Origin of the sequence: Nostoc sp. FACHB-892 (assembly GCF_014698795.1) — a bacterium.
In the GTDB taxonomy this organism is placed as follows: Bacteria; Cyanobacteriota; Cyanobacteriia; order Cyanobacteriales; family Nostocaceae; genus Nostoc.
The window spans coordinates 72,712-96,799 of sequence record NZ_JACJTR010000005.1; the positions used below are offsets into that span (position 1 = coordinate 72,712).

Consider the following 24,088-nt stretch of genomic DNA (forward strand, 5'->3'; position numbering starts at 1 on the left):
AATGAATTTTTGGTACTTTACTTCTTTGTACTGCTAAAGTCAGCAAATCATAATTTTATTGAAATCTATTAGCACTAAATCACTTATAGCCTTTCCTAATTAAATGAGCTACATTAGGCCCCGTCCTCGCTTGCGGAGGGTATTGGGAGTAGGATTCTTGTACCTCACTCAAAAGAAAATCACTATAAAAAGAAGTATTGCTAGGTTAGTAGCCATTTCTATAGTATACTGCTTTTGCATAACTTTCTCAATTACTTTTCATTGAATTATAACTTTCAGAACAATCCTGGCTAAGATTTGGCGACGTTATGAAAATTGGTCTAAAGCAGTTTGGGAATTTATTAATAGACTATCTCAAACCTCAAAAGGGACGCGTTGCCAAGTTTGCGATCGCTCTGTTAGCTAGTATCGGCTTGCAACTCCTCAACCCGCAAATTCTACGTAATTTCATTGATACATCTGTAGCAGGCGGTTCAGTGCGAAACTTATTCATTGCCGCATTTCTATTTATTGGTGTAGCTTTAGCGACGCAATTAATGTCAATTACGGCTACATACTACGGCGAAAACGTTGCTTGGACAGCTACTAATGCCTTACGTGCTGATTTAGTTGAGCATTGTCTGAAACTCGATTTATCTTTTCATAAGGCTTCGACACCTGGTGAATTAGTAGAACGAGTGGATGGTGATATTCAGAATCTTTCAAAATTTTTCTCAAAATTTAGTGTTTACATTTTAGGCAGTTTGCTGTTGATTTTGGGTGTGATTGTGGTAATGTTCGCCGAAGATTGGCGAGCTGGTATAACTATTTCATTTTTCGCCCTCACAGCATTATTTACACTAATTCGTCTGCGTTCCATCGCCGTTCCTCATTGGGGAAGCTATCGCCAAGTCAATGGAGAGTTTTTCGGATTTTTGGGTGAACAACTAACTGGCATTGAAGACATAAGGGCAAATGGTGCAAAAAATTATGTTATGCATCGCTTCTACAAAATTCTGCAACGTTGGTTGCCAACATATCACAAAGCACGCTTTGCTGATACTATCCTCTGGGGTACTACTAACGCTATATTTACACTCGGTAATATTATTGCTTTAAGTGTAGCTCTTTACCTTTGGAATCAAAAAGCGATCACTATTGGAACTGCATACATATTTTTTTACTACACTACGCTTTTGAGCGAACCAATTGAGCAAATTCGCACTCAGTTAGAAGACCTTCAACAGGCAGAAGCTAGTATTTATCGTATTCAAGACTTATTTCAAGTGCAATCACAACTTAATGTAGGAGGCAAAGAGCTACTTCCTAATGGCGCACTTTCTGTTACATTTGAAAATGTCTCATTTAGCTATAGCGATGTCCAAGGACAAGCCTCTACGAGTCTACGCATCAACAAGCAAGATACAAAACCAGAATTGATCCTGCAAGATATATCTTTCCATTTACCGCCTAGTCATGTATTGGGACTATTAGGACGTACAGGGAGCGGTAAAACGACTTTAGTACGTTTATTATTGAGGTTATATGACTCACAATCAGGCACAATTCGCTTAGGGAATGTTGGCATCAACCAGACTCCCTTAACAGATTTACCCAAGCACGTCGGGTTAGTAACTCAGAATGTACAGTTATTCCAAACCACAGTCCGCAACAATCTTACCTTTTTTAACCAAAATATCAGCGACGATCGCATCTATGAAACCTTGGAAATGCTGGGATTATCTGCATGGCTACATTCATTACCCAAAGACTTAGATACTGAACTGGGGCCTGATAGTAGCGGCTTATCAGCAGGACAGGCGCAATTGTTAGCATTTGCCCGTGTTTTTCTCAAAGACCCTGGTCTAGTAATTTTAGATGAAGCATCCTCACGCCTCGATCCTACAACAGAAAAATTCATTGAAAAAGCTATAGACCAGCTATTGATTGGGCGTACCGGCATCATTATCGCTCACCGATTAGCAACCGTGCAAAGAGCAAATCAAATTCTGATTTTAGACAAAGGTCGGGTAAGCGAATATGGGTTACGGGAAGAATTACTTGAAAATTCTCATTCACGCTTTGCTCAATTACTCAAGACTGGTTTGACAGATTTATTAGTTTAATTTTGGTCAACACTCTTCTTTTAATTAAAACTTACTAATTACATTAGCGAGTCTTGCCTACGGCACGCTGCGCGAACGAGCGTCATTACGAACTACTAATTACAAACTATTATGTTATCAGCAACCAAAAAAGCACAAGGTTGGAAATTATTATGGAACCTAATGTGCTATAAGCCAAAACTTTACATAATTGACACCTGCTTCTGGATTTTAATTATGGGCTTGCCTGCAATTCCTGGGTTAATTATCCGAGAATTCTTTGATAGCCTAACAGGGAAAGCACAATTTGGTTTAACACCTTTAGCTTGGATTGCATTATTATTGGCTTTGAATTTAGGACACATTGGGACAATATTTGCAGGGCGCTTAACCAAAACTCAGCATCGTTTCACCATGAGTTCGCTGCTGCGACGCAATCTGTTAGAACGCTTATTAAACAATCCTAATGCTCAACCTATGATTGTTAACAACGAGGCAGAAAAAACTGTATCCCAAGGTGAAGTTATTAGTTACTTTCGTGAGGATGCTCAACAAATAGAAGACAATGTGGCATGGGTATCAGAACTGCTTGGAGAAGGAATATTTGCTGTTCTTTGTCTGGCGATTTTATTAAGTGTTAATGTCCAAATGACCTTGTTTGTTTTTCTGCCTTTAGTTGGCATGATTGCAATTGTTCAAAAAGCCGAAACTTACATCAAACGATACCGCAAAGCTAGCCGCCAAGCAACAGAAAAGGTGACAGGAATTTTAGGCGAAATTTTTAGTTCAGTGCAAGCAATTAAAGTAGCTGGTGCAGAAAATGATGTGCTAAATCATTTTCGAATTCTCAACGAAAAACGCCGCCAAGTCATGGTAAGGGATAGTTTATTAAATGCCATATTAGATTCAGTATTTCAAAACATGGTGAATCTAGGAACAGGTTTTATTTTGCTACTAGCTTCTGTGCTAATTCAGAGTCAAAATAGTAAACTGACTGTAGGTGATTTTGCTCTGTTTATTTATAATCTCTCCTTTGTCACCGGCTTTTTCAACTCTTTAGGGAGATTCATGGCATTGTACAAGCAAACTGAAGTCTCCTTTGAACGGATGACAGCTTTGCTTTCTGGTGTGACAGCAGATGTTTTAGTAGCCAATAATTCACTTTATCTGAATAACCTGCGCGATCGCTTACGGCGAAACCCAGCCCATCGCAAACAATCACTTCCACCCCTAGAGCAACCACAGAAGCAAGAGAGCGATCGCTTACAATTATTAACCATATCAAACCTTACTTACCAATATCCCGGTACTAACCAAGGAATAACAGACATCAGCTTTCAACTACAGCGCGGTAGTTTGACTGTCATTACTGGTCGTATCGGTTCTGGTAAAACTACACTACTACGAGTTTTATTAGGATTATTACCCAAGCAATCAGGTGCTATTTATTGGAATGGCTGCCTAGTAGAAGACCCTGTTAATTTCTTTGTACCACCTCGTAGTGCCTATACTCCTCAAATTCCCCAGTTGTTTAGTTATACCCTCAGAGAAAATATTTTACTGGGTTTAGACAAAGATGATGCTGAAATCGAAAAGGCGTTAAAAATGTCTGTGTTTGAACAAGATTTAGCTGCCATGAACGAAAAAATGGAAACTTTAGTAGGAGCAAAAGGAGTTAGACTATCTGGTGGACAATTACAACGTTTAGCAGCTGCTCGAATGTTTGTTCGCAAACCAGAATTGCTGGTTTTTGATGACCTTTCTAGTGCTTTGGATGTAGAAACAGAATTAGCTTTATGGTCGCGGATATTTAATAATACAAGTGAAGAAGAAAATTGGATACCAACTTGTCTTGTGGTTTCCCATCGGCGTTCTGTTTTACGTCGCGCCGACCAAATCATTCTACTAAAGGCAGGTAAAATAGCAGCACAAGGAAAGTTAGATGAAATTATTAGCAAAGGTCAAGAGTTAAATTTTTGACTATATCAACTAAGCGATCGCCTCAGGTGTAGGAGGGATGCGTACTAAAAGATGCGATCGCAATGTTCCAGGTAGTTTCGGCGGTAAAACATACCCATCTTGGCTTTCTTGATAAAGCTGGCTGAATTGCAACAAGTCAGTTATGCTTTCCTGCGTTAGATCAACAAAATGGTATGTATATTTTTGTGTACAAACAAAGCTGACAGCACAAGAATATTTTTTAACGCAACTCCACAAACATCCCACAGGCTCTATATTGAGAGTGCTGTAAGCAGAATTATTTTTTTGAGTCTCTAGCAGCTTCAGTAAGAGTTGATTTCCTTCGGCGCGATCGTCTGCTTCTTCGTGATCGAGAACAGCACTACACGATTTACAAACAAATAAAGTATGAACTTTCATAATTGGGTACTTTATAAAAAGTATTTAAACAATTGTTAAAACACTAAATTGGCAACGTTCGGACTACTTCCGAATAAATCAAGGTGTGTTAATTAGATACTTAAATAAATCATCAATAATCGCGTTGGCAGCTAACATACCACTCCCAATCCAGTAGCTCGGAACTAAATAAACTTTATTCTCTTTTACAGCTTTTAAATTTTTCCACAGAGGACTTAATTTAAGCTGCTCTAATTTCTTTTGCGCTGTTTGATTGCCTTTGGCATCATTTTCACCCGTCCATATAAATATAACATCACCATCTGCTTTTTCAATTAATTCATTACCGATAGACATTTGAATCTGATTACCAAATAATTTTTTTGCCTCTGATGCCGTGAAATTTTGAGATTCTGGGCGAGATAATCCAGCATCTTGCAAAACTATCCCGCAGAAAGAATCAAGTAAATATAGGTTGATATTATTAGGATAAACTCGTACTACAGAAACTTTAATTTTTGACAGATTATTGCCCATTTTCTGTTTAAATTCTGCAAGACGACGGTAATAATCTGCCATTACTTTTTGACCAACTTCTTTCTTACCTAATACCATACTAATATTCTTAAATACTTCTTTCCATTGACCACTGTGTTCAAATTTCCATAAAACTGTTGGAGCAATTTTTGAAGTAAGAGGATAAATATCTTGTTGATAGTCAGAACCAGCTATTAAATCTGGTTTGAGTACGAGAATACTTTCTAGGTTAGGTTCGCCAATTGTCCCGATATTTTTTACTCCTGTTAGCTTATCCTGCCAATATGATGAAAAATCCGAGATCACAGCACCAACAGGTTTAATACCTAGTGCGATCGCATTTTCACCATCATCTAGAGTCACCAGTCTCTCAAATTTCTCTGGAATACAGGTGATTCCCGCAGCGTGTTCCATCTGACGACACGCCGCATTTGTGCTTTGATCATTAACAGGTAGAGAGCCATCACGATGACAAGCTACTGCAAGCAGTAAAGTACAAAATATGACAATCCCAAATCGCCACCGACGAGTCAGGCTTTTTATTTTGATATAACTGTCATTCATGATGTAATCTCATACCCCATATCTGATTTTCTTCAGAATTAAAATGTCACGGAAAAACTACCAATCACCGTTAATGGTGCGCCGGGTTCTACGGCAACTCTACCAAAGTTTGCTCCTTGAAAATATTTTTCATTAAAAAGATTTTGGATATTAATCCCAGCCCGCCAATTATCCCGTTGATAGTAGATTGCTGCGTCTGTTCTCAAATAGCTGGGGATGATATAGGTATTCTCAGTATCACCTTGGCGATCGCCTACATAAAATAAACCTACACCAAAACCTAAACCTTGCAAATCACCACGCTGCAATTCATAAGTTGTCCATAAGCTTGCTGTATTAAATGGGACATTCGGTGGTCGATTTCCAGCCAAACCATCATTATTTTCGGTAATCTCGGCATCAATATAAGAATAAGATGCAATCACATTCCAACCAGGACTAATTTCTCCTGTAACATTAAGTTCAATACCTTGGTTGCGTTGTTCTCCTATAGGAATGCTGGAGTCTGGATCATTTGGATCAGTTGTCGCAATGTTTGATTTTGTAATGTGATAAGCTGCCAAAGTAGCAGCTAATCTACCATCCAAAAATTCACCTTTTACACCAACTTCGTACTGAGTTCCCCGTTCAGGCTCTAGGAATGAATCATCAGTTCTTGTACCAGAATTCGGTTGAAATGATTGGCTGTAACTAGCATAAAGAGAAATAGGTTCAATAGGTTGATACACAATACCCAGCCTTGGGGTGAAAGCTGTATCGTATTGATTGGATTCAGAACCATCCAAGAAACTTCTGCGATTTTGATCTACAATATCCAATCGTCCACCCACAACTAATTTAAAATTATCTGTGAACGCGATTTGGTCTTGCAAGAAAACTCCTAGGCCATCGCTTGTATCCTGGTTATTACGTACAACTACCGTTAATTCTTCTAAACCAGGTCTGGGTATGAGATTATAAACTGGATTGAATACATTAATATCTGGTGTAAGTCCTGCTGGTAATCGCTTCTGAGTTCCCCCTGATGTGGCTCTAACTAAGTCAACCCCAAATAAGAGCGTATGATTAATTGAGCCTGTAGCAAACTTACCAACTAAATCAGTTTGTAAGGTATAAGTTTCTTGATAGTCATCATTGGATCTAAAGTTCCGTGACAGAATACCTGTTGTTTCATCGAAGTCTAGAGGCTCAGCACGATAATCAGAAGTATCAGAACTCGCATATCGAAAAGCATTACGGATTTTCCAATTCTCATTGAAATTATGCTCTAATCGATAGCTGAAGCCTATTTCTTCAACTCTTCTAACATCATCTGGTTCGCCTAAAAAACGCTCCAAAGGAATATCAAGAATACCATTACCAAAAGCTAAAAACCCTCGATCAAATGGACGTTCATCGTTAAGATAGTCGAATTGAAACGTTAAGTTAGTTGCTTTTCCCAGCTCCCATCTTAAACTAGGTGAAACAAAAAATCGTTGAACATTTTGATTAAAATCACGGAATCCATCTGAATTTTCATAAACAGCATTTAGCCTATATGACAGAGTTCTATCGGGGTTGAGTGGGCCAGAAAAATCAATACTAGGGCGAAAAGTGTAGAAACTACCTAGTGACAATTCAGCATTATAGTAGGGGTCTTTTAGAGGCTGTTTTGTAACTAAGTTAATCACTCCTCCAGGTTCAACGCCACCATATAAAACAGAAGCTGGCCCTTTCAGGACTTCTATGCGTTCAACGTTTGCAGTCTCTCTAATACCACCTCTTGCATCTTTAAAACCATCAACTAAAATATTTCCACCAAAAAGTCCTCCGCCTGAAAATCCCCGAATGCCAATTTGGTCTGATGTACCAGCAAACCCACCATCTTGAACTACACCACCAACATTAAGCAGCGCATCTCTTAAACGGGTGACTTTTTGATCCCTAATGACTTTTTCAGGAACTACTTGAATAGTCTGAGGAATATCTCGTAGTGGAGTGTCAGTTCTGGTTGCAGAGGAGGCATTAGGTACACGATATCCATCTTGTTCACCTGTAACCACTAGTTCGATTGGTTCTTCTTGCGCTGATGGTTGTTCTGGTTGAATTTCACTACTGGGTTGTTGTTCTGGTTGCGCTGGTGTTTGAGTAGTAGTCACAGTTGGTACAACCCCAAAAATTAAACCCTCGTCACCGTCAAAGAATTCAACTTGTGGCGCACCAATTTCACCCGTCAGCGTTACGCGAATTGTATTTGCATCTATGTTTGTAACAGTAATTTCCGTAATTCCCGCAATTGGTTTTTCTTGGCGAAAAGTATCACCAGTAGATAGACGCAATTGGCTGTTGGGTATATCTATAATGTAATTGTTGCCCTCACTTTTTACTACCGGTTGGAGCTTGTCACTTTGATTGGTTTCTAAAATTACATCAAGCCCTTTATCAGTAGATTGTAATTTGATATCTGGAATTACAATTAGTGATTGAGCTAGCAATGGTTTAACTTTACTTGTAGGGTTAAGATTATCTGCTTTGTTCTGTGTACTAGTGCTTGTTATCTCCTCACCAATTGCAGGTATAGCAACTAAAATCCAACTCAAACTCGCCATCCAAATCAGTTGTTGCAACTTTACCATTCTCCTCACCCACCAGTCAGAGCAATTTACCGAAAAAAATTAAGTAAAAATCTTTCTCAATAAATGTACCGCGATCGCCAAGCAGATTTGAAGACTAAAAATTGTTCCAAACGGATTTTTTTATTCTTCCAAACGGATTTTTTTGCTGAAACTGAGATCAGATAAATTTTAAAATTTATTCCTTGTATTTTTTAACTTGGTATGTTTTAGGGTTGACACCAAATTTTTTCTTAAATGCAGAATTGAACGAACTAGGGCTAGCATAGCCAACTGCTTGTGCTGCTTCTTTAACTTTCATTTTCTCTTTAGTTAACAGCATATATGCTTGCTGCATTCGATAATCGTGTAAATAACCAAATACTGTTGTTCCAAAAACTTGGCGAAAACCCTGCTTTAACTTATAATCGTTCAGTTTTACTTGTCTGGATAATTCTAATAGTGAAGGTGGATTCTTGAAGTTATGAATTATGAATTCTTTAGCTTGATGAATTCTGTCAATATCATCAATTTTTAAAGATGGTTTAGAATCAGAATATGATTTAGTCTCTATAAATTGACTAAACTGAAAGGTCATCAACTCAATTGCCTTAGCTTCTAAATATAGCCGTTTCATTAGTCCTTGGAAAGGACAATTTAAAATTTGTTGTAGAACCATCTGCATTTCTGGTGTTGTGATTCCCTGACGATAATAAGGTTGTATTTCACCATTAGCAGCCACTATTTGTAATTCAGGCGGAAGCTGTTGTAATTGATTAGCATCAAACTCGCTAAAAAATTTTGCAGGTTCAAGGCAAATTTGCACTCTTAAAACCTGCGTATTTGCTACATACTTATCCCTTTCTTTAATATTTGGTAAAGATTGTAAATAATTACTACCTACAATTTCATTTGCCGAATCATTTAGACCTTGTAAAATTGTTTGAGAGTTACCTTTTATAAAAAAACTTAAAGTTACGCTAGTATCATTTCCATGCTCTGCAATTTCAATTAAATTATCTATAGGTTTAAGTTCATAAGTTCTGAGATGTAAACCAGAGCGAAGCGGCATATAAAATTCCCGCCAATAAAAATATTTTGTATTTGCTTCTATATATTTTTGATAAATATCGGGATTTGAACCACACAGATGATTTTGTTGATATTCGTCTAATATTTCTTCCCAATCTTGGTCATATAAAACTATTGTCATAGTTATCAGCAATTAATATCTTACAGCTACAGTCAATATGTTTGAATTTTATTAAGATTATCTCTCATTTTGGGCACTATGTTTTTTAGAGGTTATTTATAAAGTAAATATTAAGTAGGGTGTGTTACGGCTGTTTAGGAATTTGAGGGTTTGAGAAAGTCTAATTTAGCCGTAACACACCATATTTTTAGGTGCGTTACGCGCTGCTTTAAGGCACCCTACAATTTTAGACAACAATTGCTGTGAACTCACCATAGCTATCCGTCTTGAACTGGATTCTGAGCGTTGAATATTTACAAAGATGATGACTGAACCAGATATTTAAACAAGTCATCAAGTAGCTTATTGACTCCAAAAAAGCCAAATGTCCACCATCTGTCTACTTGCACTCCATACACTTGATTATTTTTTGCTGCTTTGAGCGTAGTTAAAAGAGGATTTTGAAAAAAGGATTGGGTTAATTCTTGAGTATCATTCATGACAAATAGAATATCAGCATCGTAATTTTTTAATACCTCAATACTCGATACTAAAGTATCTTCCTTTTGGTTTACTAGTGTAGGTATGAGTCTGATACCAATGTCTTGGAAAACTTGATTATAAGTTTCATTATCTGAATATGTAGCGATGAGACTTTCTCCAAAAAGATTAATCACTGATACTTCTATCTCTTTTAGGCGCTCACCCATTAAATTTTGCAACTTCTTAACTCGTTCGTAGTATTGAGCGATGACTTGTTCTGCCTTTTCACTCTCACCTAATACTTGAGCAATAAAGCGGAGATTTTCTTTAAAAGAATAATTTAAACCTGGCAAATCTACGACAACTGTAGGTGCGATCGCTGATAATTGTTTATAGAAACTTTTCTGGTATTCACGCATCAAAATTAAATCGGGTTTGAGCAAAATAACTCTTTCCAAATTAGGCTGATTACCATCACCAACTATCTCAATACCAGCCGCTTCTTCATTAGTTACACCACGGAATAAAAAGTCGTACTGTGGAAAAAAACTTACTGTACCAATTGGTTTGACACCAAGAGATAGCACGGGATCTAAAAGACCAACATCATTTAATACAATAATTCGCTGTGGCTTGATAGGGATTCTTGTTTCACCCAAAGTGTGTTTGACTACGCGTGTAGCTACTGGTAATTGAGAACTAGCTGAGTTATTGTCACCTTGAACTTGTTGATTTGGGAAAAGATAGATATGGCTTACCCAAAGTAAAGCAATAGTAACAATTCCTAGTAAAACCAGTTTGATAGGGCGCTTGATTTTCATACTTTGGCCTCCTTCTATCTTCACACTGTGAATGAAGCAATAGAAAGCCTCTACGCGTCTATAAATATGGCGACAAACGTAGTGGCTCCCATAGTGTTAACTAAAGTTCAAACGAAATTGTCCCTATCACAGTAAACGGTGCGCCTGGAATCACTGTATTTCTGCCAAAGTTGAATGACTCAAAATACCTCGTGCCAAACAGGTTTTCGATATTGATGGCGGCTCTCCAGTTATCACGCTTGTAATAAACTGCGGCATCAGTTCGCAGATAGCTAGGTAATGTGAAAGTATCGTCAGCTAGATTAGTAGGAATATCACCACCTATTCTATCTGAAAGGTAAAATAGCCCTAAACCGAAACCTAAACCTTGCAAATTACCTTGGAGAAATTGATAAGTTGTCCATAAACTAGCTTTGTGTTCCGGTACTTTAGGAATTCTAGAACCAACTCTCAAAGCACCAGGTAAATCACTACTTTGTGTAACTTCAGCATCTGTATAACCGTAAGCAGCAATAATATTCCATCCAGGTAGTATTTCACCAGATATATCTAGTTCAATCCCTCGGCTTCTCTGTTCCCCAATTGGAATGCTAAAGATATCAGGGTTATTTGGATCTGGCGAAGCAATATTAGTTTTGGTAATTTCGTAAGCTGCTAAAGTTGCTGAAACTTTATCATTTAAATCTACTTTGACACCCACTTCATATTGAGTACCGCGTTCAGATTCCAAAAATGTGTTATCAGCACGTTGAGCAGAATTTGGTGCAAACGAGCGACTATAACTGGCATAGAGTGAAATTGGTTCAATTGGCTGATATACAATACCAATTCGCGGAGTGAAGGCTTCATCATACTGACTACTAGGGGTATTTGATAGTCTATCGAACTGGTTTTGATCTACAGTATCAAAACGCCCACCTATCAGCAGCTTAAAATTGTCTGAAAATGCTATCTGGTCTTGCAAATAAATGCCCAATGTCTCTGTTTTGGAGTTACCATCTCTAACTGCATTTGTGAGTTCTGAAAGACCTGGCCTTGAGATAAGGTTGTAAACTGGGTTAAAGATGTCTATAGATGGAGTTAATCCTTCAAATCGCCTCTGTGAACCATCACTCTTTTCTCTGGCGAGATCAAGTCCAACTAAAAGTGTGTGTTGGATTGAACCCGTCGTGAATTTACTAACAACATCTGTTTGTAAAGAGTACCTTTCAGTGTAGTCATCGTTGGATCGAAAGTTACGCGATAATTCACCAGTTCCCTCATCGAGGTTTAAAGGTTGAGCGCGGTAATCAAAGCTATCATTTGAAGTGTATCGAAATGCATTTCGGAGTGTTAAATTTTCATTGAAACGATGCTCCAGACGATAGCCAACATTTACCTCTTCTACTTCGCGCCTATCTCCTGGTTCACCTAAAAATCTGCTAGTGGGAATATCAGCAATTCCTCGACCAAAAGCAACCAAGCCCTGATCAAATGTCCGCTCATCGTTAACATAGCTTACATCAAATAGTAAGTTAGTGCGATCGCTAATTTTCCAATCAAATGTGGGGCCAAAGAAAAATCGCTCACTATTGCCAAAATCTCGAAAACTACCAGCATTTTCATAAGCAATATTCAGTCGATACAATAATGTTTTGTCTGGATCGAGAGGGCCAGATAAATCAATAGTGGGACGATAGTAGTTAAAGCTACCTACAGAGAAATCAGCTGAATAATAGGGCGTACTTAAAGGTCTTTTCGTGACTAAATTAATGATTCCTCCTGGTTCAGCATTTCCATATAACACAGAAGCTGGCCCTTTGATGACTTCTATTTGTTCGATATTGGCAAGTTCTCGCAATGTACCGCCAGCTTCTCTAAAACCATCTCGGAAAGTAGAAGTAAAATTAAAACCCCTAATATTAAAATTGTCAATTGTCCCTGCAAAACTGTCGCCTTCTACAGCACCACTAACGTTACGAATTGCGTCTGTCAGCCTAATAACTTGTTGGTCTTTTAGAACTTGTCTAGGAATTACCTGAATCGACTGGGGAATATCACGAATTGGGGTATCGGTTCTAGTGGCCCCTGATGCTTCTGGTGCCCGATATGCATCTTGTTCACCTGTCACAACCAATTCAATTGGTTCTTCATTCTCAGGTGTCTGATCTGTGGCTTGTTCTGAAGGCGTTTCAGTTGTTGGTGTCTGTGGTGTTTGTGGTGTCTCAGTAGGAGGTTGTTGTGCTGGCGGAGCCTGGCTAGTAGTGGATGCTGTTGTTGTCACCCCAAAAATTAAGCCCTCATCACCATCAAACAACTCGACTGTTGGCGCACCAGTTTCACCGATCACTGTCACCCGGATCGTATTCGCATCCAGGTTCGTCACAGTGATTGCTGTAATTCCTGTAAACGGTTTTTCTTGACTAAATGCACCACCAGTAGATAGACGCAATTGAGCATTGGGAATATCTGCAATAAAATTATTTCCCTCGCTTTTACTCAAAGGTTGCAGCTGATTTCCTTGAGCGGTTTCTAAAATTATCTCCAGTTGTTTAGCGACTGAGTTAACTTTGACCCCGGTAACTTGGATAATTTCTGGTGCTTGAACTAGCTTTTGAGTACTTTTGATTCTGTGGTGTAATGTCTTTTTTACAAGGCTATAGCGTTGAGTTGTAGTTTTTTTAGAAATCGCCTCTTGATCATTAGAAGTTGTTTCTTGCTGTTTTTTAGGAAGTTGTACTTCTTCACTCCAAGCGGGAGTTGCTAACAATAAAGCAAATGAGCCTGTAAGTAACAAGCTTTTAAATAACAGCACTGGTTTCATCTATTTCCTCACACACGGTTAATAAGCTGTTAATACCTTGATATAATTGATTTTCTAGATGCTTACTAAAATTTATTAGCACTAGTCTTATCAAGATTAGACTATTACATTATCAAAAATCAGTTAAAAGATACATATTTTTTGCATACTTATGTCAATAAATCTCGACAAGTTATCCTAGTTATATGGACTTCTAGTTTATGTAGTTTACTATACCAGTATTTAGCAAGTAATTAAGACAAGATGCTTCCCTTAATAATTTTAGGGAAAATTTAGAGTTTTCATGGATCTTGTAGTGCCATGTCTATGGCTGGAAAGCAATTTACTGATCAACAGCAAGTATAAGACATCTATCTTAAGAATTATCTTTTTCTAAAAAGAAGGGGTGACTAGCGTAAAAATTTAATAGGATTCAGCAAAAATAAAAATTAAAAGAGAATCATTTGCGTTAATGTGATATGAATAATATTGAGAATAAATTGCAAGACTGTGTGTAAGATTCTTATTTATGAACTCTAACGATCGCTAAACTACCCATTACCCAAGACTGTACGCGAATCTGATTTGCTCAAGAAGCCTAGAAGTTAGCCGCTAGTACAGTTTTCAGCTAAACCACGTATGACAGTTACATTCCAGAATTAGGTGTGCATCTAAATGCCTGAACATCAGAATACTCAGAGCAGTAATGCCTTTGAAGGCATTTGCGAATTTTCTACTCTTGTTGAACTTTTACGTTATAGGAGTAGCCAACAGGCTAAACAACTGAGTTACACATTCTTAGCCGATGGGGAAACAGAAAGCGATCGCCTCACTTATCAAGAGCTAGATAGAAGTAGCCGAGCGATCGCATCTCAACTGCAAAGCTTAGGTTTAAGTGGAGAGCGTGCGTTACTACTTTATCCCCCAGGTTTAGAATATCTTGCCGCCTTTTTCGGGTGTCTGTATGCAGGCGTTGTAGCGGTTCCGGCCTATCCACCACGCAACCAACGCAACACCCCCAGAATTTTAGCGATTCTAGAAGATTCACAAGCGGCAATAATCTTGACGACAGCCGCCATTGTGTCTCAGGTGCAATCTTTGTTTGCCGATAAATTTGATATAGATAATATTCATTGGCTAGCCACTAATAACCTCGCTCCTGATATAGAAGAGGGTTGGCAAGAGCCTCCGATCAATACAGACACACTGGCGTTTCTGCAATATACTTCTGGTTCTACCGGCACACCCAAAGGTGTAATGCTCAGTCATGGCAACCTGCTACATAATGCTGTCGTGACTCGTCAATATATGGAACATTCTTCCAGTAGTAAATTTGTCACCTGGCTGCCTATTTATCATGATATGGGTCTGATTGGCGGTGTACTACAACCTTTATATGGCGGATTTCCTTGTATCATGATGCCGCCAGCTGTTTTCCTTCAACGTCCCTATCGATGGTTAGAAGCAATTTCTCGTTATAGAGGGACTACTAGTGGCGCTCCCAACTTTGCTTACGAACTTTGTATTGAAAAAATTACCTCCGAACAACGCTCAACCCTAGATTTAAGCAGTTGGAGCGTTGCTTTTAATGGCGCTGAACCAATTCGTCAGGAGACTCTAGAGAGGTTTGCAGCTACCTTCGCTGAGTGTGGTTTTCGTCCAGAAGCCTTTTACCCATGCTATGGCATGGCAGAAGCTACATTGATGGTATCTGGTAGTGGCAAAAATGCTTTAGTAACAACGAAAACTTTACAAAAAACTGCTTTAGAAAGCAATCATATAGTTGATGCAGCTACCAATGAAGAAAATTCAACAGCATTAGTTAGTTGTGGTCAAGTTGTACCACAACAGCATATTGTAATTGCTAATCCAGAAACCTTAACTCGCTGTGATCCCGATGAAGTTGGGGAAATCTGGGTGTCAGGCCCGAGTATTGGTCATGGTTACTGGAACCGACCAGAAGAAACAGAGCAAACTTTCCACGCTTACCTCCAAGATACGGGAGTTAACCGAGCGTCAGGGCCATTTTTACGGACTGGAGATTTAGGCTTTCTGCACAATGGCGAACTCTTTATTACCGGACGAGTTAAAGATTTAATTATCATCAGGGGACGTAATCTCTACCCACAAGACATTGAACTAACCGCAGAACGCAGCCATAACGCATTACGTTCAGGAAGTGTTGCAGCCTTTGCTGTAGAGGTAGAAAAAGAAGAACGTCTCGTAGTTGTACAAGAATTAGAGTTTCGTGCCAAACCTAATATAGATGAAGTTACTGCCGCTATTCGCCAAGCAATTACAGAAGAACATGAAGTACAAGTTTATGCAGTTGTTTTAATCAAAGCCGGCACGATTCCCAAAACTTCTAGTGGTAAAATTCAGCGTCGAGCTAGCAAAGCCGGATTTTTGGCAGGTACATTAGAGGTTGTTGGTAGTAGTATCTTAGAAATTACCCAGACAACGCAAGCAGAAGATTGTCTGACACGCACAGAATTACTTGCAGTAGAAGCAGAACAACGACAGCAGTTATTAAACTCTTATTTACAAAAGCTAGTAGCACGAGTTCTAAAGGTAACACCTTCTCAGATAGCGCTAGAGCAACCTTTGAGTAGTTTGGGTCTAGACTCCCTGAAAGTTTTTGAATTAAAAAACCTGATTGAGGTTGATTTTGGGGTAACTATATCTGTAGCCGACTTCTTTGATGGTGCTGGTATTGCTGAGTTAACAACCCAAATATTAGACCAAGTTAATAGGAATTTGACTAGTGTGTATCTGCCCATCTCTAAAGTAGAGACAGCCACTAGCCAACATCCACTGACCTTTACTCAACAGCAGTTGTGGTTTATCAATCAACTGCAACCTGGGACAGCTACATATAATATTCCTGTAGCTATTCATCTGACAGGAAAGTTGAATGTGCCTGCGTTGGTTCGCAGCCTCAGCGAAATTATTCAAAGACACGACATCTTACGAACCAGCTTTGAGGTGGTGAATGGTGAACCGATTCAAAAAGTTGCAGATGCGATCGCGCTTAACGCACGCTCCGCGATCGCATTCAGTTTACCAGAAATTGATTTGCGTCATTTAACTGACGAACAACAACAGACTGAACTACAAAAGTTATCCTTGCAAGATGCTCAGTCATCTTTTGACTTAGGACAAGCACCTTTATTGCGGGCAAAACTGCTGCACTTGCAAGCAGAACAATCAATATTAATTTTGACATTGCATCATTTGGTTGGCGATGGTTGGTCAATCAAGATACTAGTTCAAGAATTATCTGCAATTTATCAAGCTCTTTCTGCTGGTAGACTCTCTCAACTACCTCAGCTTCCTTTACAGTACACAGATTTTGTGTATTGGCAACGAAATTGGTTGCAAGGTGAAGTTATAGACAAGCATTTAGCTTATTGGAAGCAGCAGTTAGGCGGAAATCTGCCTGTACTGCAACTACCTACTGCTCGTCCCAGACCGCCAATACAGACTTTTAGGGGAAAGCAGCAAAAGTTTGTATTTTCCAAAGCTTTAACTGAGTCCATCAAACAGTTAAGTCAACGGGAAGGTGTTACTTTATTTATGACCTTGTTAGCAGCGTTTCAGACTTTGCTTTACCGCTACACAGGTCAAGAAGACATTCTTGTTGGTTCACCCATAGCTAACCGCAACCGTGCTGAACTAGATCAGTTAATTGGTTGTTTTGTCAATACTTTAGTGTTGCGTACTAATTTAGAAGGAAATCCCACATTTACAGAATTGTTGGGACGAGTGCGAAAGGTAGGAATTGATGCTTATACTCATCAAGATTTACCCTTTGAGAAGCTAGTAGAAGCATTACAACCAAATCGAGATTTAAGCTATAACCCATTGTTCCAGGTGATGTTTGTGCTTCATAATCCTGCGGCAAACAGCATCTGGAAAACTGAGGAACTTGAGACAGGAACAGCCAAGTTTGATATTTGCTTATCGATGATCGATAGCGAAGAAGGATTAACAGGATTTATAGAGTACAGTACTGACATATTCAATCCAGACACAATTAACCGCCTATTGGCGCATTTCCAAACTTTGCTGGAGAGTATAGTTGCAAAACCACAGCAAAAAATTTCTCAGTTGCACCTACTGACAGAGCAAGAGCAACACCAGTTGCTAATAGAGTGGAACAATACTAAAACTGAATATCCTCAAGACAAGTGTATCCATCAACTTTTTGAAGAGCAAGTAAAGCGAAACCCTGATGCTGTAGCAGTAGTCTTTGGAAATCAGCAGCTAACCTATAGAGAGTTAAATACCCGTGCCAATCAATTAGCACACTACTTACAAAAATTAGGTGTAGAACCAGAAAAGTTGGTGGGTTTATGTTTAGAGCGTTCTATAGATATGATAGTTGGGCTGCTAGGAATTCTGAAAGCAGGCGGAGCTTACGTACCAATAGATCCGACATATCCACAAGAGCGATTGGCATTTATGTTGTCAGATTCGCAAGTGTCCGTACTACTTACTCAAAAACGATTAATAGAAAGGCTTCCTCAGCATCATGGAAGTGTTGTATGCTTGGATGTTGATTGGGGGGCGATCGCTCATGAGAGTCAAGATAATTGTGTGAGTAAAGTTCAGCCAGAAAACCTAGTGTATGTAATATATACTTCTGGCTCTACTGGTAAACCCAAGGGAACACTCATTATCCATCAAGGGCTAGTCAATTATTTGAGTTGGTGTACCAAAACTTACGCAGTAGCAGAGGGATCTGGCGCTCCGGTTAACTCTTCAATTGGATTTGATGCAACTATTACCAGCTTATTTTCTCCCTTATTAGTAGGGAAACAAGTATTACTCTTGCCAGAACAAGCAGAAATAGATGCTCTCAAAAGCGTATTATGTTCTCAGAAGAATTTTAGTCTTGTCAAGATAACTCCAGCGCATTTGGATATTCTCAGTCAATTATTACCGACTGAGCAATTAGAGAATCAAACGAGAGCCTTAATTATCGGAGGAGAAGCTTTATCAGCCAATCACATTGATTTCTGGCGGAATCATGCACCTAGTACCAGACTGATAAATGAATATGGCCCTACAGAAACCGTGGTGGGATGTTGTGTTTACGAAGTAGACAATCAAACCTCCTTATCAGGCAAAATTCTGATTGGCCGTCCCATAGCCAATACTCAACTTTATATTTTAGATAAGCATTTGCAACCAGTTCCTATTGGCGTAATAGGAGAACTTTATATAGGTGGTGCAGGTGTAGCAAGAGGCTACTTAAATAGACCTGAATTGACTCGTGAAAAGTTTATTATCAGTCCTTTTGACCCAGAAAAAAGCCTTTACAAAACAGGAGATTTAGCACGTTATCACTGTGATGGTAATATTGAATATCTGGGCAGAATTGACCACCAAGTTAAAATTCGTGGTTTCCGGATTGAACTAGGAGAAATAGAAGCAGCCTTAGCACAACATCCAAAACTAAGAGAAACAGTAGTTATTCTTAGAGAAGATATTGTAAATGAACGTCGTCTAGCTGCTTACGTAGTTCCTGAGCAAAAAGCGGAAATTTCAGTAAATGAATTACGGCATTTTCTCAAGGGAAAACTACCTGAATATATGGTTCCTGCCGCTTTTGTAATGTTAGAAGTGTTACCTTTAACTCCTAACGGCAAAGTTGATCGTCATGCTTTACCTGTACCGGAGAATCCAGATTTATCAGTTAATTATCAGGCTCCTAAATCTGAAATAGAAAAATCAATAGCTAAGGTTTGGAAGCAGGTACTACAGCTAGAAAAAGTAGGTATTCATGATAATTTTTTTGACCTTGGTGGGCATTCTTTACTGATTGTGCAGGTAAACAACAAATTACGAGAGATTTTGCATCGAGATTTATCAGTTGTAGAAATTTTTCAGAATCCAACTATTAAGTCACTGGCAGAACATTTAAGCCAAAAATCCTTATTGGCAACAACAAATTTAGAGAAAATGCGCGAAAGAGTGGGTAAACAAAGAGAAGCTCTGAATCAACGCAATCAAGTATTAATGAAACAACGGAAGAATCTAAATTAATTTAAAAGGTAATTGCAGTTAGTTATGGAAAGTATTGCCATTATCGGCTTGGCTGGGCGTTTCCCTGGAACCAAAAATATTACGGAGTTTTGGGAAAATTTATGTGATGGAGTTGAGGCAATTTCTCAATTCAGTGATAAAGAATTAATTGCTGCTGGAGTAGATCCATCATTACTCAAGAATCCTAACTATATAAAAGCGGGTGCTGTCTTAAAAGATATAGATTTATTTGATGCTGGTTTCTTTGGCTTGAATCCTAAAGAAGCAGAGATGACTGATCCGCAACATCGTTTATTTTTAGAATGTGCTTGGGAAGCGTTGGAAAATGCTGGTTATGACGCTCAAAGATGTGACAGTCGAATTGGGGTTTATGCAGGCGCTAGTTTAAATAATTATTTAACTTTTAACTTAAATCATGACCAAATTGGTTCAGCACATAGTTTTCAAAAGCTAATTGGTATTGATAAAGATTTTTTATCTACTCGCGTTTCCTACAAGTTAAATCTGACTGGGCCGAGTCTCACAATACAAACGGCTTGTTCTACTTCTTTAGTAGCAACTGCTTTAGCTTGCCAAAGCTTACTAAATTATCAATGCGATATGGCTTTGGCTGGTGGGGCTTCGATTCGTGTACCGCAAAAAACAGGGTATTTACATCAAGAAGGGGGAATTCTATCACCTGATGGTCATTGTCGCGCCTTTGATGCCAAAGCAAAAGGGACAATTATTGGTAACGGTGTAGGAGTGGTGTTGTTAAAGCGGTTATCAGATGCGATTGCAGATGGTGATCATATCTATGCTGTAATTAAAGGTAGTGCCATCAATAACGATGGTTCCGGTAAAGTGGGCTATACAGCGCCTAGTGTTAACGGACAAGCAGAAGCGATCGCAGAAGCAATAGCCCTGGCTGATATTGAACCTGAAACAATCACCTATATCGAAACTCATGGAACAGGAACAGCTTTAGGGGATCCTATAGAAATCGCTGCGTTGACAAATGTTTTTCGGGCTGAAACTGAGAAAAAAGGTTTCTGTGCGATTGGTTCTGTTAAAACAAATATTGGACATCTAGACGCTGCTGCTGGTGTGACAGGTTTAATTAAAACCGCTTTGGCTTTGCAACATAAGTTGATTCCTCCCAGCCTAAATTTTGAACAACCCAATCCAGAAATTGATTTTGCTAATAGTCCTTTCTACGTCAATACGAAGCTGACTGAATGGAGTGCAACTTCTACACCACGTCGTGCTGGAGTTAGTTCTCTAGGTATTGGTGGGACTAATGCTCATGTCATTCTAGAAGAAGCTCCTTCTGTGACGAGAGTGGAGAAGCAAAAGAGAGATTATCAGTTGTTAGTACTTTCAGCGAAAACTGATTCGGCTTTAGAAACTGCGACTAAGAATTTTGCTCAACACCTCAGACAGCATCCTGAGTTGAATTTGGCAGATGTAGCTTACACATTGCAAGTAGGGCGTGGGGTATTTGATTATCGCCGTGTTGTGGTTTGTCAAAGTACTCAAGAAGCAATAAACGCCTTAGAAACTGTAGATCCCCAACAAGTATTAACTCACTTTCAGGAACCAACTCAACGCTCTATTACCTTCATGTTTCCTGGGCAAGGCGCTCAGTATGTGGGAATGGGTAAAGAACTTTACCAGACTGAGCCTAGATTCCGGGAACAGGTGGATCGTTGTTGTTTGCTACTCAAACCGCATTTAGGGTTAGATTTACGTTCAGTTATTTATCCACACGAGTCTGAAAAAGAAGTAACAGAACAACTCAAGCAGACATCCTTAGCACAACCAGCATTATTTGTAATTGAGTATGCTTTGGCTCAACTGTGGATGTCTTGGGGTATCTCACCGCAAGCGATGATTGGCCACAGTATAGGGGAATATGTAGCCGCTTGTCTTGCTGGTGTAATGTCGTTGGAAGATGCGTTAACTTTGGTTGCTGTACGTGGGCGACTGATGCACCAGATGCCCACCGGTGCAATGCTTTCTGTTTCTGCATCAGCAGCAGAGGTTAAAACTTTCCTTAATGAAGATTTAGCTTTAGCCGCTAGTAATGCACCTTCTTTGTGTGTGGTTTCTGGAAGCTATGATGCAGTAGAAAAGATTGCTGAAAAGCTGACAGCCAAGGGCATAGAGTGTCGCAGTTTGCATACTTCTCATGCTTTTCACTCCCAAATGATGGAACCGATGTTAGAACCATTCATAGCGGAACTGAAAAAAGTCAAACTTAATCCTCCTCAAATTCCCTTTATTTCTAATTTGACGGGTACTTGGATTTCAGCACATGAAGCAACATCTCTAGATTATTGGGCGCAGCATTTACGTCAAACAGTACAGTTTTCAGATGGTTTATCAGTTTTGCTGCAAGAAAGCGAACAGCTACGCTGCGCCCCAGGCGATCGCATACTCTTAGAAGTAGGGCCAGGAAGAACTTTATGTACTCTTGTCAAACAACACACCCAACAAGCAGCCGGACAAGTTGTATTACCTTCCTTACGTCATCCCCAAGATGAAAAATCAGATGTTAATTTCTTACTTAACATTTTAGGACGGCTTTGGCTAGCAGGAGTTGAGATAAATTGGTCTGGTTTTTATACCCATGAACAGCGTTACCGCGTACCTTTACCGACTTATCCGTTTGAACGTCAGCGTTATTGGATTGAGCCAGAAATACAAACTCAAGTATCTGATATTGAAAGCAAGCAGGGTAAAAAACCTAACATTAGTAACTGGTTTTATATTCCTTCTTGGAAACGAGTTCCCCTCGTCAAAACAAAAGATATTACCTCTGATTATTCTCTAATTTTTGTAGATGAATATGGCGTAGGTTTACAACTTGCTCAACGATTACAACAACTTGGGCAAGATGTAATTACTGTCAAAGTAGGAGAAAAATTTGCTCAACTTGATACCAATACATACGCTATCAATCCGGCTGAAGCGGATGATTATCAAAACTTACTACAACAGTTACGGAAACAAGAAAAAACTCCCAATACAATTACCCACTTATGGAGTCTTACCCCACAAACTTTATCTTGGGAAACAACCCAAAATTTAGGTTTCTACAGTCTTGTTTACCTAGCACAAGCGATTGGACAACAACAGATAAGTGATGCGCTTCAACTTTGTGTTATTGCTAATCATCTGTATGACATAGGAGGAAATGAAGAATTATATCCTGAAAAAACAACTATAATAGGTGCGTGTAAAGTAATTCCTCAAGAATATCAGAACATCAGTTGTCGTCTGGTTGATGTTTTACTACCTACATCAACAAGCGAAGATATTCTAGAGCAGCTATTGGCAGAATTAACATCAGAATCAGAAGATTCAATAATTGCCTATCGGAATAATTACCGGTGGGTACAAACATTTGAGCCTGTTGCATTAGAAGCGGCTACCGAAGATAAAATTCGGTTGCAAAAAGCTGGAGTATACCTAATTACAGGCGGTATGGGAGGTATTGGCTTAGTTTTGGCTGAATATCTGGCTAAAACTGTACAAGCCAAACTCGTTTTATTAGGACGTTCTTTCCCATCTGATAACGACAAAATCAAACAATTAGAAGCATTCGGTGCAGAAGTATTGGTACTGGCTGCTGATGTGACTAATGAGGAACAAATGCAGAGTGCGATCGCGCAATCTTTAAAACGTTTTGGTACAATTAATGGTGTCATCCATACTGCTGGTATTGCTGGTGCAGGGATGATTCAACTAAAAATACCAGAGACTGCTGAAAAAGTTTTTGCACCTAAAATTCAAGGAACAATAATTCTAAATAATGTTCTCAAACACATCAATTTAGACTTCTTAGTTCTTTGTTCATCATTAAGTTCAATCCAAGGAGGATTTGGGCAGGTAGACTATTGTGCTGCAAATAGCTTTTTAGATGCCTTTGCTCATTGGAATACAGCAACAAATAACAGATTTACAGTTGCTATTAACTGGGACGCTTGGCGACAAGTTGGGATGGCAGTTAATACTAGTGTTCCTGATGAAATCAAAAACTGGCGTGAAGAAAGTTTAAAAAATGCTATTCTGCCAGCAGAAGGAGCAGATTGCTTTAACCGAATTTTGGCAACCTCTTTACCTCAAGTTATAGTTTCTACGCAAGATTTACAGGTAGGAATTGAGCAACTCAATCAATTAGCTTTATCTTTATCATTAGCTCAAAAGCCAGTAAATTCTTATCAAGTATCTGCCAGCAGACATTCACGAACTCTGCAAGAAAATACTTATGTAGCTCCTAGCAATGAAATTGAACAAACTATTGCCAATATCTGGCAAGAACTCATTGGAATTGAAAAAGTAGGGATTCATGATAACTTCTTTGAATTAGGTGGACATTCTTTACTGGCAGTCCAAACTATTTCTCGTCTCCGAGAAGCTTTTCAAGTCGAATTACCACTACGTACCCTTCTCTTTGATGCGCCAACTGTTAGTGAATTAGCTAATGTTATTGCCGAGAAACAACCACAATCAGAAGAACTTGATGAAATCACAAAACTATTAGCAGAAGTGGAAAATCTATCCATTGAAGAACTCCAAAGACAAATAGTCCAAAAATCGCCAGTTAGTTAAATCAATTTTAATTTTGTATCTCCTTCTTT

At 38.9% G+C, this 24,088-nt stretch carries 10 protein-coding genes; 4 read left to right on the forward strand and 6 right to left on the reverse strand.

The genetic code is table 11. The features are described from left to right. Positions 1-308: 308 nt before the first annotated feature. Positions 309-2,105 (forward strand): ABC transporter ATP-binding protein, encoded by a 1,797-nt coding sequence (locus H6G96_RS08830; protein ID WP_190911107.1) that lies wholly within the window; start codon positions 309-311, stop codon positions 2,103-2,105. Positions 2,106-2,216: 111 nt separating this feature from the next. Continuing rightward, a complete protein-coding gene (locus tag H6G96_RS08835; RefSeq protein WP_190911108.1) occupies positions 2,217-4,064 on the forward strand; it encodes an ABC transporter ATP-binding protein in 1,848 nt (615 codons plus the stop codon). Positions 4,065-4,073: 9 nt separating this feature from the next. On the opposite strand, the gene H6G96_RS08840 is transcribed toward H6G96_RS08835, so the two are convergent. The 6 genes from H6G96_RS08840 to H6G96_RS08865 form a co-directional block, all read right to left on the reverse strand. Next, positions 4,074-4,463 (reverse strand): DUF1636 domain-containing protein, encoded by a 390-nt coding sequence (locus H6G96_RS08840; protein WP_190911109.1) that lies wholly within the window; start codon positions 4,461-4,463, stop codon positions 4,074-4,076. A gap of 78 nt (positions 4,464-4,541) precedes the next feature. Further along, positions 4,542-5,543 (reverse strand): iron-siderophore ABC transporter substrate-binding protein, encoded by a 1,002-nt coding sequence (locus H6G96_RS08845; RefSeq protein WP_190911110.1) that lies wholly within the window; start codon positions 5,541-5,543, stop codon positions 4,542-4,544. 38 nt (positions 5,544-5,581) lie between these two features. Then, positions 5,582-8,158: a TonB-dependent receptor gene (locus H6G96_RS08850; protein ID WP_190911111.1), complete on the reverse strand. Its 2,577-nt coding sequence runs from the start codon at positions 8,156-8,158 to the stop codon at positions 5,582-5,584. Positions 8,159-8,333: 175 nt separating this feature from the next. After that, the gene (locus H6G96_RS08855) at positions 8,334-9,347 is read right to left on the reverse strand and encodes an AraC family transcriptional regulator (RefSeq protein ID WP_190911112.1); all 1,014 of its coding nucleotides are present in this window, start codon (positions 9,345-9,347) and stop codon (positions 8,334-8,336) included. Between the two features lie 293 nt (positions 9,348-9,640). Next, positions 9,641-10,630, reverse strand: coding sequence for an iron-siderophore ABC transporter substrate-binding protein (locus H6G96_RS08860; protein ID WP_190911113.1), 990 nt, complete (start codon positions 10,628-10,630; stop codon positions 9,641-9,643). Between the two features lie 100 nt (positions 10,631-10,730). Next, positions 10,731-13,433: a TonB-dependent receptor gene (locus H6G96_RS08865; protein ID WP_190911114.1), complete on the reverse strand. Its 2,703-nt coding sequence runs from the start codon at positions 13,431-13,433 to the stop codon at positions 10,731-10,733. A gap of 654 nt (positions 13,434-14,087) precedes the next feature. Here H6G96_RS08865 and H6G96_RS08870 point away from each other — a divergent pair. Both H6G96_RS08870 and H6G96_RS08875 read left to right on the forward strand, forming a co-directional pair. Next, positions 14,088-19,463 carry a non-ribosomal peptide synthetase gene (locus tag H6G96_RS08870; protein WP_190911115.1) on the forward strand — a complete coding sequence of 1,792 codons (5,376 nt, stop codon included), beginning with the start codon at positions 14,088-14,090 and terminating at the stop codon, positions 19,461-19,463. 24 nt (positions 19,464-19,487) lie between these two features. Next, positions 19,488-24,059, forward strand: coding sequence for a type I polyketide synthase (locus H6G96_RS08875; RefSeq protein WP_190911116.1), 4,572 nt, complete (start codon positions 19,488-19,490; stop codon positions 24,057-24,059). Positions 24,060-24,088: the final 29 nt, after the last annotated feature.

What these genes read in the sequence shown, in the direction of transcription:
- H6G96_RS08830 (WP_190911107.1), top strand. Translation starts at nt 309, where the DNA reads ATGAAAATTGGTCTAAAGCAGTTTGGGAATTTATTAATAGACTATCTC.
- H6G96_RS08835 (WP_190911108.1), top strand. Translation starts at nt 2,217, where the DNA reads ATGTTATCAGCAACCAAAAAAGCACAAGGTTGGAAATTATTATGGAAC.
- H6G96_RS08840 (WP_190911109.1), bottom strand. Translation starts at nt 4,463, where the DNA reads ATGAAAGTTCATACTTTATTTGTTTGTAAATCGTGTAGTGCTGTTCTC.
- H6G96_RS08845 (WP_190911110.1), bottom strand. Translation starts at nt 5,543, where the DNA reads ATGAATGACAGTTATATCAAAATAAAAAGCCTGACTCGTCGGTGGCGA.
- H6G96_RS08850 (WP_190911111.1), bottom strand. Translation starts at nt 8,158, where the DNA reads ATGGTAAAGTTGCAACAACTGATTTGGATGGCGAGTTTGAGTTGGATT.
- H6G96_RS08855 (WP_190911112.1), bottom strand. Translation starts at nt 9,347, where the DNA reads ATGACAATAGTTTTATATGACCAAGATTGGGAAGAAATATTAGACGAA.
- H6G96_RS08860 (WP_190911113.1), bottom strand. Translation starts at nt 10,630, where the DNA reads ATGAAAATCAAGCGCCCTATCAAACTGGTTTTACTAGGAATTGTTACT.
- H6G96_RS08865 (WP_190911114.1), bottom strand. Translation starts at nt 13,433, where the DNA reads ATGAAACCAGTGCTGTTATTTAAAAGCTTGTTACTTACAGGCTCATTT.
- H6G96_RS08870 (WP_190911115.1), top strand. Translation starts at nt 14,088, where the DNA reads ATGCCTGAACATCAGAATACTCAGAGCAGTAATGCCTTTGAAGGCATT.
- H6G96_RS08875 (WP_190911116.1), top strand. Translation starts at nt 19,488, where the DNA reads ATGGAAAGTATTGCCATTATCGGCTTGGCTGGGCGTTTCCCTGGAACC.